This is a genomic window from Vibrio sp. CyArs1, assembly GCF_022432925.1.
Lineage (GTDB): Bacteria > Pseudomonadota > Gammaproteobacteria > Enterobacterales > Vibrionaceae > Vibrio > Vibrio mediterranei.
Genome location: NZ_JAKRBO010000006.1, coordinates 329,956 through 344,165, shown reverse-complemented (window position 1 = coordinate 344,165; position 14,210 = coordinate 329,956). Strand labels below are relative to the sequence as shown.

The window sequence follows — 14,210 nt, the reverse complement described above, 5'->3', positions numbered from 1 at the left end:
AAAAAATCCTCTATAATAGCGCCGCATTAGAGCAGGATAAATTGTTATAAGTTCAGAAATACAATCTAACTATTTGAATTTATACTAATTTCACCTCAATCAACTGCATAAGAGACCTAAGCACATGAGAATTTTGCGTGGTTCCCCAGCTCTTTCTGAGTTTCGTGTTAACAAGCTACTAGAGCTTTGTCGTGAACTAAACCTACCAGTAACAGGTATTTACGCTGAGTTTGCCCACTTTGCCGACCTAACGGCAGACCTGGATGCGTCTGAAGTTGAAAAATTAGAGAAGTTGCTGACTTACGGTCCAACTATCGAAGAGCACGAGCCAACAGGCACACTGCTTCTAGTGACACCTCGCCCTGGCACCATCTCGCCATGGTCTTCTAAATCTACGGATATCGCCAATAACTGTGGCCTAGACAAAGTGACTCGTCTAGAGCGCGGTACGGCATACTATGTAGAGACATCAAGCGAATTGACTGAGCTTCAACTTGTTGAGCTTAAAGCGGTGATCCACGACCGTATGATGGAAGTGGTTTTCTCTGACTTCGAATCAGCGGCAGCACTGTTCCAAGTAGCAGAGCCAGCACCGGTAGCTGATGTTGATCTACTAACAGGTGGCCGCAAAGCACTAGAAGAAGCGAACGTGACGCTAGGTCTTGCACTTGCAGAAGATGAAATTGATTACCTACTTGAAAGCTTTGTGACTAAGCTAGAGCGCAACCCAACAGACATCGAGCTGATGATGTTTGCGCAGGCGAACTCTGAGCACTGTCGTCACAAGATCTTCAATGCAGATTGGACTATCGACGGCGTGAAGCAAGACAAGTCGCTGTTCAAGATGATCAAAAACACATTTGAAACGACACCAGACCACGTTCTATCTGCTTACAAAGATAATGCCGCAGTAATGGAAGGCTCTGAAGTGGGTCGTTTCTTCCCAGATCCAAAAACACGTCAGTACGGTTACAACCACGAGAAAGCACACATCTTGATGAAGGTGGAAACACACAACCACCCAACAGCGATTTCTCCGTGGCCAGGTGCCTCTACAGGTAGCGGCGGTGAAATCCGTGACGAAGGCGCAACAGGTATTGGCGGTAAGCCAAAAGCAGGTCTTGTAGGTTTTACGACTTCTAACCTTCGCATTCCTGGCTTCGAACAGCCTTGGGAAACCGACTTTGGTAAGCCAGGTCGTATCGTTAACGCATTGGATATCATGCTAGAAGGTCCACTAGGTGGTGCGGCGTTTAACAACGAATTTGGTCGTCCAAACCTACTTGGTTACTTCCGTACTTACGAAGAAAAAGTTACATCACACGCAGGTGAAGAAGTACGTGGTTACCACAAGCCAATCATGATTGCCGGTGGCATGGGTAACATCCGTGACGAGCACGTTCAGAAGAAAGAGATCCCAGTAGGTGCAAGCCTAATCGTACTTGGTGGTCCTGCAATGAACATCGGTCTTGGTGGCGGTGCAGCGTCTTCTATGGCGTCTGGTCAGTCTGCTGAAGACCTAGACTTTGCCTCTGTTCAACGTGAAAACCCAGAGATGGAACGTCGCTGTCAAGAAGTGATCGACCGCTGCTGGCAGCTTGGTGAAGACAACCCAATCGCATTTATCCACGATGTGGGCGCGGGCGGTATCTCAAACGCACTTCCTGAGCTTGTTGATGACGGTGAGCGCGGCGGTATCTTCCAGCTACGCGACGTACCAAACGATGAACCAGGCATGAGCCCACTTGAGATCTGGTGTAACGAGTCTCAAGAACGCTATGTAATGGCGGTAGCGCCAGAGAACATGGAAGCATTCGATGCTATCTGTAAGCGTGAGCGCGCACCATACGCGGTAGTGGGTGTGGCAACTGAAGAGCGTGAACTGAAACTTGAAGATTCACACTTCGACAACACGCCAATCGACATGCCGATGGACATCCTTCTAGGCAAAACGCCGAAGATGCACCGTGATGCGAAAACACTGAAAGTAGACAGCCCTGCGATCTCTCGCGAAGGCATTGAAATGAACGATGCGGTTGATCGCGTTCTTCGTCTACCAACGGTTGCAGAGAAAACATTCCTAATCACCATCGGTGACCGCACGGTTACAGGTCTTGTTGCTCGTGATCAGATGGTTGGTCCCTGGCAGGTGCCGGTAGCAAACTGCGCAGTAACAGCAGCAAGCTACGACACTTACCACGGTGAAGCAATGTCTATGGGTGAGCGCACGCCAGTTGCTCTACTAGACTTTGGCGCTTCTGCTCGTCTAGCGGTAGGTGAGTCTCTGACTAACATTGCAGCGACAGACATCGGCGATATCAAGCGTATCAAGCTGTCAGCTAACTGGATGTCTCCAGCGGGTCACCCAGGTGAAGACGCAGGTCTTTACGAAGCGGTGAAAGCGGTAGGTGAAGAGCTATGTCCAGCTCTGGGTCTAACGATTCCAGTAGGTAAAGACTCAATGTCGATGAAAACTAAGTGGAATGAGAATGGTGAAGACAAAGAAGTCACGTCGCCACTTTCACTAGTTATCACTGCATTTGGTCGTGTGGAAGACGTTCGTAAGACGGTCACGCCGCAGCTTCGCACTGACAAAGGTGAGTCGTCACTGGTTCTTGTTGATCTTGGTAACGGTAAAAACCGTCTAGGTGCAACGGCATTGGCACAGGTTTACAAACAGCTTGGTGATAAGCCAGCAGACGTTGACAACGCAGAGCAGCTAAAAGGCTTTTTCGATGCGATGCAAACCCTTGTTCGTGATGACAAGCTAGTGGCTTACCACGATAAAGGCGATGGCGGTCTATTCGTAACGCTTGCTGAGATGGCATTTGCGGGTCACTGTGGCGTGAAAGCTGATATTGCTGGTCTATCTTCTGCAGAAAATGGCGAAGATGCACTAGCGGCACTATTTAACGAAGAGCTAGGTGCAGTTGTTCAGGTTAAGAATGACGACCTTGAGGCGGTGAAAGCGGTTCTAGCGGCTAACGGCCTAGAAGCATGCTCTCACGTAATTGGTAGCGTTGAAGCGTCTGACGACTTCGTTATCACTTCTGGTGATGCGGTTGTTATCAAGCGCTCTCGTACTGAGCTACGTACTATCTGGGCTGAAACTACGCACAAGATGCAGTCTCTACGTGACAACTCTGCGTGTGCAGACCAAGAACACGAAGCGAAGAAAGACAATTCTGACCCAGGTCTAAACGTGAAACTGAGCTTCGACGTTAAAGAAGACGTTGCAGCGCCATACATCGCAACAGGCGCTAAGCCTAAGATGGCAATTCTTCGTGAGCAGGGTGTTAACTCTCACGTTGAAATGGCAGCAGCGTTTGACCGCGCTGGCTTTGAAGCAACAGACATCCACATGAGCGACATCCTGACGGGTCAAGCAGTTCTAGAAGAGTACCAAGGTCTAGTGGCTTGTGGTGGCTTCTCTTACGGTGATGTTCTAGGTGCGGGTGAAGGTTGGGCGAAGTCTATCCTGTTCAACGACCAAGCGCGTGACCAGTTCCAGAACTTCTTCCACCGTGAAGACACCTTCTCACTAGGTGTGTGTAACGGTTGTCAGATGCTATCGAACCTAAAAGAGCTGATTCCAGGTGCAGACTTATGGCCACGCTTCGTTCGTAACGAATCTGAGCGCTTTGAAGCTCGCTTTAGCCTGGTAGAAGTTCAGAAGTCTGACTCTATCTTCTTCGATGGCATGGAAGGTTCTCGTATGCCAATCGCAGTTTCTCACGGCGAAGGCCGCGTAGAAGTTCGCGACACTGACCACCTATACGCGATTGAAGCTTCAGGTACGGTAGCGGTGCGTTACGTTGATAACCACGGTAACCCAACGCAGCAGTATCCAAACAACCCTAACGGTTCACCAAACGCAATCACAGGTCTAACGACTCGTGACGGTCGTGTGACTATCATGATGCCGCACCCAGAGCGTGTATTCCGTACGGTTGCTAACTCTTGGGCGCCAGAGTCTTGGGGTGAAGACAGTGCTTGGATGCGCATGTTCCGCAACGCTCGCGTGAACGTTGGTAAGTAATCGACCAAGGCAACAGCCTCAAAGGTCGCAACCCAATAGTTAATGAAGTCCTCAGTGGAAACACTGGGGACTTTTTCTTATAAAAACTCTGAGCGTCAGCGCTCGATTTGTGTTCTAATACCGCGCTGGCTTAGGGATGGCCAGCATTACATTGCTGGAATATCCCTTAACAAAGTCTTTAGGAAATACATAAATGTCTGAAAATAAAAAATTTACTATCCGTCTAACGGAAAAGCGTAACGGTTGGTCTGCAGAGATCATTCGTCAAGTAACGTCTCGTCGCACTGTTGTTTCAAAGCGTGAGATGGGTTTTGAGAGTCAAGAGCTGGCTCAAGCTTGGGCGGATAAAGAGCTAGCTGGTTTCATTGAAAACCAAGCAAAGCGCAATGAGCGTAAAGCGGAAGCACGTGCTGTTAAAGCTGCTGCGGCTGTTGCAAGCGAAGAATAAGAATTTATGTACCTAAGGTCGGTTTAGGCCTTAGGTACTTTGTTACTTTATTGACTGATTTGCGCATTCAGTTGTGCTACTAACCCCTCTTCTAAACCTAACTGGTTCGCCAGTTCTTTCAAATACGCTTTTTCCATAAAGTTTTGTTCATCCGCGACTAATAGGCTCGCTAAATAGATTTCAGTACCATGCTCGGGAGAGACGGCTAGCTTAGCAATTTCGCTTGGATCGAGAGGTTTTGCCATTTCAGTTTGAACAAGTCGATGCACTGATGGGTCTGCATCTAATCCTGTCAGAGCTTGTTCAATCTTCGCCATTTCTTGCTCATCAATATGACCATCTGCTTTAGCTGCGGCTATCATGGCTTTGAGTACCGATTCATCGTGCTGGTTAGTCTGAGTATAATTAGCCGGTGTTGATGAATGTGTAACTGTAGTAGCATCGGAGTTTCCTCCGTTGTTATTGCTGTAGTCGTTGTAAAGTTTATAGGCTAGAGCTCCAAGCGCTGCTGCACCGCCAACACCTAAGGCTTTCTTACCCATTTTCTTCGTTTTCTTAGAGCCCATTAACATGCCAAGAATACCGCCGCCTACAGCTCCTGCTCCTAACGCTCCCAGAGTCTTTTTGTCACCAAGTGCGTTACTTAAACTGGATGAAGATTGGCTTGCTTTTTGAGTGGCCTGTTTTGCTAGATCTGAGTTGAGAGCTTGATTAAGAAGTGCTTTCAAGTCCATCTTGTTCTCCTGGTACTTACCGATATAGGTCATAGTAAAAGAGGGAAGATGAACAGAATATGAAGGTGATAAAAAAGGCCGCGTAAGCGGCCTTAAAGATAAAATTTAGCTCGTCTGGCGTAGAGGACCAGTCGCGATAACGCAGTATTACGCTAGCTGCGAAGTAACGTGCGCTACGATTTGTTCCATGGCAACTGGAGTCTTATCACCAGTGCGACGGTTCTTATACTCGAAGTTACCTTCGTCCATGCTGCGGTCGCCAATAACGATCGTATGAGGAATACCGATAAGTTCGATGTCAGAGAACATTACGCCTGGACGTTCTTTTCGGTCATCAAACAGAACTTCGATACCAGCAGCAGTTAATTCAGCGTATAGCTTTTCTGCTGCTTCTTTAACGCGCTCAGATTTGTGCATGTTCATAGGAACTATAGCTACTTGGAATGGAGCAATCGCATCTGGCCAAATAATGCCGTATTTGTCATTGTTTTGCTCAATTGCAGAAGCAACTACACGAGAAACACCGATACCGTAGCAACCCATCTCTAGAATAGTATTTTTACCATCTGGACCAAGTACGCCACAGTTCATTTTCTCTGAGTAGTTTTTGCCAAGCTGGAAGATGTGACCAACTTCGATACCACGCTTAAGTTGGATAGTACCTTGACCACATGGGCTAGGGTCACCTTCAACAACATTACGTAGATCTTCAACTTTACCTAACTCTACATCGCGGCCCCAGTTGATGCCAAAGTAGTGTTTGTCATCAATGTTTGCGCCCGCACCGAAGTCACTCATTACTGCAACAGAGCGGTCTACGATAAATGGCAGTTCAAGGCCAACTGGACCAAGAGAGCCAGGACCAGCACCAATAGCAGCGCGAATCTCTTCTTCAGTCGCCATTTCTAGTGGTGAAGCGATTTCAGCCAGTTTCTCTGCTTTGATCTCGTTAAGCTCGTGGTCACCACGAATGATCAATCCAACAAGTGGAGCATCGATCTCTTCAGAGGCTTTTACAAACAGTGTTTTGACCGTCTTTTCGATTGGTAGATCGAACTGTTCTACAAGCTCAGCAATAGTTTTTGCATTTGGTGTATCAACCAATGTCATCTCTTGAGTCGGTGCTGCTAGATCCATTGCTGGTGCTACTGCTTCCGCTTTTTCGATGTTAGCAGCGTAGTCAGATTCAGAAGAGAAGGCGATGAGATCTTCACCGCTCTCTGCCAATACATGGAATTCATGTGAACCGTTACCACCGATAGCGCCAGTGTCTGCTAGTACTGGACGGTAGTCTAGACCCATGCGATCGAAGGCTTTGCAGTACGCCTCGTGCATCGCTTGGTAAGATTTTTCTAGACCTTCTTTATCGATATCGAAGCTGTATGCATCCATCATTGAGAATTCACGTGCACGCATAACACCGAAGCGAGGGCGACGCTCATCACGGAATTTAGTTTGAATCTGATATAGGTTCAGCGGAAGTTGCTTATAAGAGCTTACTTCGTTGCGAACAAGGCTAGTGATAACTTCTTCAGCCGTTGGGCTAAGAACAAACGGACGCGTGTGGCGATCAGTGAAGCGAAGTAGTTCCGCACCCATCTTTTCAGATCGGCCTGTTTCTTCCCATAGTTCAAACGGCTGCACTACGGGCATCAAAGTCTCAACTGCACCTGCATTATCGATCTCTTGGCGAACGATGTTTTCGACTTTACGCAGAACACGTAGACCCGTAGGTAGCCAAGTGTATAAACCTGAAGCTAGTTTACGAATCATACCTGCACGCAGCATTAGCTGGTGACTTACAACTTCTGCGTCGTTTGGTGTCTCCTTCAGAGTAGAAAGAAGATAGTTACTGGTACGCATTTATGGGTATCCGTTCATTATGTTAATAGAGAATTTGGGCAGAAGACCCAAATTGAGTTAAGCCGCTTATGATATCAGCCAATTCGCTTTCTACAAAGAGTCAATGGAAGTTACCAAGGCTAGTTGCGCGATTATTTTGAATTTTACGTTCCAATCGAAGAGTCTGACTCCGTATTCCTTATTATCAACCTTACTTTTTTTGTAAGCAGGTCGAGGATCTTGAGCGAGTACCTCTTTGATGACTTGCGTCTTATAGGCAACCTCCTTGTCCTTAGCTAGTTCCTCTAATGCGATGTCTGAAAACGCGACTTCTATCGATTCAGGTTCAGATTCCGCATAGCCACCGATGGCATCAGGGATTGAGTCTGAATAAGGGATATAAGGTTTGATATCGACGATTGGGGTGCCATCGACAAGATCAACACTGCCCACATCAATAAAGACTTGTGAACCTTGCTGACGAATACCTTTCAGTTCAACTGAAGACATCCCGATACCATTGGGACGAAATGTCGCGCGGCTGGCTAATACTCCGACTCGTTCATTGCCTCCTAATCGAGGCGGTCTCACTGTAGGTTTCCAGCCTGCGGCAAGGTTTTGGTCAAAGAGAAACAGCAACCAAAGGTGAGAAAACTGTTCAAGGCCGCGAACGGCTTCTAGACAATTGATGTCACCCTGCAACGCAATTGTTGCGGTGGCGCTCGAGACTAACCGAGGTTGTCTCGGTACAGCAAACTTCTCTTTGTAAGGAGAATGAATGATGCCAATTGGCTCCAATGAGTAAGTCACGAATTGAGTCCTAGTTCACATAAATCACAATCCATCATTTCAGAAGCGGAGTGTGTTTTCAATGATGATTTAGTTGAGCTTTTTTTATCCCTAATCGGTTGTCGATATTACAAAAAGGTAAATATGTCACGAGATTGTTATTTTTTGTTTTATATTTTTGTCATTATAAGTTGTTGTGTTTTTGCTAAATAACTGGATGTAAATTGCGCATTATTTACAATTAGCAACATTTTCGGCTTTTAATGTTGAGCTCCCTCACGTACCCTGCGGCTGCTTTTTTACAAAGTTGTCAGGAATCGACCATGGCTTTGTAAAGAATGCTAGGACAAATAAAAAAGGAGGGGACAGATGAGTTCATCTGCCACAATGAAACACAACAAGCCAAAAAAGCCTCTATTTACCCGTTTTCTTGACGCGGTAGAGTACTTGGGGAATCTATTACCCCACCCAATCACACTGTTTGCTATTTTCTGTGTTGCTATCTTAGTTATGTCAGGCATCGCCGGCTACTTTGACGTAGCGGTTGCCGATCCGCGCCCTGAAGGCGCTGCTGGTCGTGCAGCAGACGGCATGATTAAAGTAGTGAGCTTATTGAACGCAGAAGGCTTACAGCTAATCGTGACAAACTTAGTGAAAAACTTCACAGGTTTTGCGCCATTAGGAACCGTTCTTGTCGCTATGCTGGGTGTGGCAATTGCTGAACACTCTGGCATGCTATCTGCCGCAATGCGTGGTCTTGTTATGGGTGCGTCTCAGCGCATGGTAACAGTAACCGTTGTATTTGCAGGTATTATTTCTAACACTGCTTCAGAGCTTGGTTACGTCGTACTTATTCCATTGGCAGCGATGCTGTTCCACTCTCTAGGACGTCACCCTCTAGCAGGTCTTGCAGCAGCGTTTGCTGGTGTATCTGGTGGTTATTCAGCAAACCTCTTAATTGGTACTGTGGATCCACTACTATCAGGTATTACTGAAACTGCCGCTCAAATGATCGATCCAAACTACACCGTTGGCCCTGAGGTGAACTGGTACTTTATGTTTGTGTCGACCTTCTTCATTGCGATTACAGGTGCATTTGTTACCGAAAAAATCGTTGAACCTAAACTGGGTAAATACAATGAAGAAGAAGCAGCAGAAGATCTTTCTAATGACAGCATGGGTTCACTGACTGCAGTAGAAAAGAAAGGCCTGAAAATGGCAGGTATTGCAGTACTGGTTGTAAGTGCAATCATTGCATCAACTGTTGTTCCTGAAAATGGCGTGCTTCGCACTGCTGATGGTCAGGTTGCAGGTTCTCCGTTCTTGAAGAGTATCGTAGCATTCATCTTTGTCTTCTTCGCGATTCCGGGCTTTGTCTACGGTAAAGTGACTGGTTCTATGAAGAATGACCGTGACGTGATCGATGCGATGTCGAAGTCTATGTCTTCGATGGGTATGTACATTGTATTGGTGTTCTTTGCTGCGCAATTTGTTGCTTTCTTTAAGTGGACAAACTTTGGTCAGGTATTTGCTGTAGCGGGTGCTGACTTCCTACAGACTATCGGTCTAACAGGTCCTGCTCTGTTTTTTGCATTTATCCTAATGTGTGGCTTTATCAACCTAATGATTGGTTCAGCGTCTGCACAGTGGGCAGTAACAGCACCTATCTTTGTTCCAATGCTTATGTTGGTTGGTTATGCTCCTGAAACCATTCAGGCGGCATACCGTATTGGTGATTCAACTACCAACATCATCACACCTATGATGAGCTACTTTGGACTGATTCTGGCAGTGGCAACACGCTATATGAAGAATCTAGGTATTGGTACGCTAATCGCAACTATGTTGCCGTACTCTATCTGTTTCTTGGTAGGTTGGAGTTTACTGTTCTACATCTGGGTATTCTTACTAGGTCTACCAGTAGGTCCAGGTGCAGCAACGTTCTATACGCCTTAATAGATACGCCTATAAAAAATGCTCCCTTAGGGGAGCATTTTTTTTGATTATTTTAACTTTTCTAAATCCGCTTCAATCTCAGCAATTTTGCTAGAAACGACTTTTTCTAAGTGGCGAAGATCGGTGAGGATTTTCTGCTTAACATCGACTTCTGCGACTTCTACAGGTTTGGTTAGTTTATTTAATTCATCAATCACAAGCGTGAGATTGCGGTTAATTTCGGTGACTTCTTTGTAATTGCCACTGCTGCTGTTAACGCGAACATTCTTTACTTGTCTTGGATACTTAAACTTAACGCTTTTGGCGAAGAGCTCGCCCTTTTGTTTATGAAAGTATATCTTCAACACATCCTTGTGCGCTTCTTGTCGTAGTGAGTAACGCTCAATTTGTTTAGGATCGTGAATGCCTAAACCTGTGAGGTTTGGATACATAAGTTACCTCTTATTGCAGTGTGTTTTCTCTACAACTGTAGCAGGCAATTAATGTGGTAGATAGCTGATAATTAGACAAATAAGAGAGAAATGTGGACGAGATCGCTTAAATGATGCGCAATTTTAATTTAGACAACTGGCCACGACGGTGTGGCCAGTCATTATTACTAACAACTATTTGCTAACTAGCAATTTGTTCTGAAATTGTGTCATGTAGTTTTTGTTTTAGCTGGCTCTGTTCCTCTTCAGACAGTCTGCCACCCGTTGCGCTTGTTAAGATAAATAAGTCTTCTGCACGTTCACCAATTGTGGTGATTTTCGCCGCATGTAGATTAACGCCAAGCTGGGCAAACGTCGCTCCCACTTTTGCTAGTAAGCCTGGGGCATCCAAAGCGACCAGTTCCATCAGTGTGCGCTTTTTCCCCTTAGTGGGCAAAAAGTCGACCTGAGTTTTTACATTGAAATGCTTTAGGTTTCTTGGTGCGCGACGCGTTTTTACGCGGGTAGGGCGTCCATCCTCCAAGACATGAACCAAATGTTTGATCACCGCAGAGTGTCGCTCTACATCAATGGCATCACCATGTTGATCAAGCACCATAAAGGTATCAAGGACGAAACCGTCCTTACTGGTCATGATCTGTGCGTCATGCACGTTAAAATTGCGGCGATCGAGTTCTGCAACCACTGTGGCAAATAATGCAGGCTGATCTTGGCAATATACAAAGACTTCAGTGCCGCCACGTGTCGCATTCTTACTCATCAGCACTAGCGGCTTAGTAGGATCATCGGCATTAAGGATATGTTCACTGTGCCAGGCAATCTGCTTATGAGTATGTCTTAGGAAATAGTCAGCCTTGAATCGTTGCCAAAGTACTTCGATCTCTCGAGCGTTAAAGCCTTGCTTACGTAGAAGCGCTGAAGAGAGTTGTTGATTGTGTCGAATACGGTCACGAACATCGACGGGATTCTCTAGGCCTCTTCTAAGTGCTCGCTGTGTGGAGTAGAAGAGCTCAGCAAGCAAGGTTCGCTTCCAACTGTTCCATAACTCTGGGTTCGTGGCACAGATATCGGCAACAGTGAGGCAGACTAGATACTCGAGGTATTCTTCATCGCGAACTTTTTTAGCAAATTCGATAATTACATCTGGGTCGTAAATATCACGACGTTGAGCGGTAACCGACATCAAAAGGTGATTTTGAACCAACCAAGAGACCAGTTTGGCTTCCGGTTTAGACAAGCCGTGTTCCATACAGAAATCATACGCTTCGACAGCGCCGATCTCAGAGTGATCGCCCCCTCGACCTTTACCGATGTCATGAAAAATGGCAGCGAGGATAAGCAGTTCTTTTTTCTGCATACGAGGATAGACCTCGCAGCAAATGGGGTGCTTGGAGTAGTTTTCCTCGATGCTAAAGGTGTGGATATGATTCAGTAGGCGGACACTGTGTTCGTCAACGGTGTAGACATGAAACAGGTCAAATTGCATTTGTCCGACGATCTGACTCCACTGGGGCAGGTAGGCCGATAAAACCCCTAGCTTGTGCATCAAGCGAAACGCTCGGTGCAGCGCGTTCGGGTGGCGAACCAGATCCATAAACTTCTCTCTTGCTGCCGGAATGGTGTGCAAAAACTTGTTTAATCGACGTCGAGCAGTACGTAATTGACGCAATGTTGCTGGGCTGACGCCTTCAATACTCGAGTCATTAGCGATATGAATAAACATATCTAAGATGGTTTCTGGCCTAGCTTGAAACAGCGCAGGCTTTCTTGCTTCTATGAGTTTGCCCCTCCGCTGGAAATCATCGTTAATGACGATAGCGTCTTGAATCTTACCTTTATTGACGATGGCTTGATCAAACAGTTTCAACAACATCTTATTCAGTTCAGCGACACGTCGTAGTGTTCGATAGAACTCTTTCATCATCATCTCGACCGCTACGTTGCCTTCACCAACAAAGCCTAAGTTCTCGGCCACTTGAGCTTGATGAGCGAAGGTTAGCCGATTGTCGTAGCGTCGTAGTTCGATGTGTAGTGCAAAGCGCACGCGCCAGAGAAAGTTCTGGCACTCGACGAGTTCTCGGTACTCTGCATCGGTGAGGAAACCAAATCGGCTCATCTCGTACAAGGAAGTAGCCCCAAAGTGGCTGCGCGCTACCCAACTTAGAGTATGGATATCACGCAATCCGCCCGGGGTGGATTTAATATCGGGTTCTAGATTGTAGGTGGTGTCGTGGTACTTGGCGTGACGAGTGCGTTGTTCTTCGATTTTTGCGTGATAAAAGGTTTCTGAGGGCCAAAATTCTTCGGAATCAATCTGGCTCTTAAGTAAGGAAAAGGTGTCTTCGCTGCCACATAGCAAACGCGCCTCTTGAAGATTCGTCGCAACGGTTAAGTCCGACTGGCCGATTTCTAGGCATTCTTGAACGGTTCTTACTGCGTGACCGACTTCTAATCTCAGATCCCAAAGTAGGGTAATGAATTCACTGATGGTGCTTTCAAGGTTCGCTGGAAGCTTTTTGCGCGAGACTACCAGAATATCGATATCCGATAGCGGGTGCAGCTCGCCGCGACCATATCCACCTACAGCCACTAACGCTAGGCTGGTTTGGTTAGCTAGACCAGTGAACTGCCATAACCGGTTAAGTAGCTGGTCAATGTAATCTGAACGACCTAGGACCAAATCGGTAATAGGGTGGTGATTTAAGAACTCCTGTTTCTGATGTTCAGAAAAGGTTTCTAATTGTGACTTTAACTCGCTGATCGTGAGTTGTTCGTCGCTTAGTGTGGTTGGGCTCTGAAAAGTCATGAGTGCGATCCGTGCAAGCAAAAAAGTTTCTAACTACGGTTATACCAAAATGATTCAGATAAAAAAATATCCCCAGTGTTTGGGGATATTGTTGAATCGAAGCGGAATGGCTAGATATTGTTCATGTGACGAGGAATAGATTCGTCGCTACGTAAGGTCAATACTTCGCAACCTGTTTTGGTTACCACAATCGTATGTTCCCATTGCGCGGAGTTTTTGCCGTCGCCAGTGTAGACTGTCCAATCGTCTTCTGCGTCAATGCTGCAGCCAAATTTACCAGCATTGATCATTGGTTCAATAGTGAACACCATACCTTCTTTTAGTACACGGCGGTCGTTGTTTTTGTAGTGAACCACTTGTGGCTCCTCATGGAACTCAGAACCGATACCGTGGCCACAAAAATCCTTCACGATAGAGAACTTATTACGTGGGTTGTTCTTGTTATTCGTTTTAATGAATTTTTCAATCTCAGTACCGATAGCACCAACTGTGGAACCTGGTTTGACGGTCTTCATGCCCAGATACAGTGCTTCTTGAGCAACCATACATAGGCGCTTATCAGCAGGTGAAACATCACCGACTAAAAACATTTTTGATGTATCGCCGTGATAACCTTCTGGACGAGTGTCTAGTGAGGCATTTTCATCGTTAGGAATAATAACTGTCACGTCCACGTTGACGATATCGCCATTTTTTAGAACAGCCGGTTTTAGTTTACCTGTAGTACCCATTGCGTCTTGTTCTGCTGGGATACCGTGACAAACAATGTGGTTGATCGATGTGCAGATTGATTTTGGATAACCGTGATAATCAAGTGGGGCCGAGTAAGCGCCACGCTCACGAGTGAAATCCGCACAAATTCTATCGAGCTCTTCCGTCGTTACCCCTTCTTTCACGTGAGGTTCGATCATTTCTAAAAGCTCTGCTGCAAGCTTACCTGCGATACGCATTCTTTCGATTTCAGCTTCAGTTTTGATTTTGATAGACATCTGTGTTCTCTGCTTTCTAAATTGACGGGTTATTCTATCAGTGGCGAGATTAAGCGCAACAAGAATAAAACTCGTTTGTAGTTATGTACGTGATTCATTTTAGTTGGGTTTAGTTAAAAACTCACTGCTGTGATGATTGTACTTTGTACATTTATTGCGATTTTTGTAGAAATCAG

The 14,210-nt window shown here is 46.1% G+C and carries 9 protein-coding genes; 3 read left to right on the top strand and 6 right to left on the bottom strand.

The features are described 5' to 3' along the window. Positions 1–124: 124 nt before the first annotated feature. Both purL and MMA19_RS19040 read left to right on the top strand, forming a co-directional pair. Positions 125–4,039 (top strand): phosphoribosylformylglycinamidine synthase, encoded by a 3,915-nt coding sequence (purL, locus tag MMA19_RS19045; RefSeq protein WP_240206964.1) that lies wholly within the window; start codon positions 125–127, stop codon positions 4,037–4,039. A gap of 193 nt (positions 4,040–4,232) precedes the next feature. Beyond that, the gene (locus MMA19_RS19040) at positions 4,233–4,487 is read left to right on the top strand and encodes a DUF3622 domain-containing protein (RefSeq protein ID WP_240206963.1); all 255 of its coding nucleotides are present in this window, start codon (positions 4,233–4,235) and stop codon (positions 4,485–4,487) included. A gap of 47 nt (positions 4,488–4,534) precedes the next feature. Here MMA19_RS19040 and MMA19_RS19035 read toward each other — a convergent pair whose 3' ends face one another. From MMA19_RS19035 to tsaA, 3 genes are all read right to left on the bottom strand, one after another. Further along, entirely contained in the window at positions 4,535–5,221 is a 687-nt protein-coding gene (locus tag MMA19_RS19035) for a tellurite resistance TerB family protein (RefSeq protein WP_240206962.1), read from the bottom strand. A gap of 147 nt (positions 5,222–5,368) precedes the next feature. Then, positions 5,369–7,084 (bottom strand): proline--tRNA ligase, encoded by a 1,716-nt coding sequence (locus MMA19_RS19030; protein ID WP_006072485.1) that lies wholly within the window; start codon positions 7,082–7,084, stop codon positions 5,369–5,371. A gap of 90 nt (positions 7,085–7,174) precedes the next feature. Next, entirely contained in the window at positions 7,175–7,873 is a 699-nt protein-coding gene (gene tsaA / locus MMA19_RS19025) for a tRNA (N6-threonylcarbamoyladenosine(37)-N6)-methyltransferase TrmO (RefSeq protein WP_006072483.1), read from the bottom strand. Positions 7,874–8,221: 348 nt separating this feature from the next. Between tsaA and MMA19_RS19020 the strand changes: the two genes are divergently transcribed. Beyond that, the gene (locus MMA19_RS19020) at positions 8,222–9,808 is read left to right on the top strand and encodes an AbgT family transporter (RefSeq protein ID WP_006072482.1); all 1,587 of its coding nucleotides are present in this window, start codon (positions 8,222–8,224) and stop codon (positions 9,806–9,808) included. Between the two features lie 47 nt (positions 9,809–9,855). Here MMA19_RS19020 and MMA19_RS19015 read toward each other — a convergent pair whose 3' ends face one another. The 3 genes from MMA19_RS19015 to map all read right to left on the bottom strand — a co-directional run bounded on the left by MMA19_RS19015 (position 9,856) and on the right by map (position 14,034). Then, entirely contained in the window at positions 9,856–10,239 is a 384-nt protein-coding gene (locus MMA19_RS19015) for a DUF3461 family protein (protein WP_006072480.1), read from the bottom strand. Positions 10,240–10,420: 181 nt separating this feature from the next. Beyond that, positions 10,421–13,045, bottom strand: coding sequence for a bifunctional uridylyltransferase/uridylyl-removing protein GlnD (gene glnD / locus MMA19_RS19010; RefSeq protein ID WP_240206961.1), 2,625 nt, complete (start codon positions 13,043–13,045; stop codon positions 10,421–10,423). A 110-nt stretch (positions 13,046–13,155) separates the two neighbouring features. After that, positions 13,156–14,034, bottom strand: coding sequence for a type I methionyl aminopeptidase (gene map / locus MMA19_RS19005; protein WP_240206960.1), 879 nt, complete (start codon positions 14,032–14,034; stop codon positions 13,156–13,158). Positions 14,035–14,210: the final 176 nt, after the last annotated feature.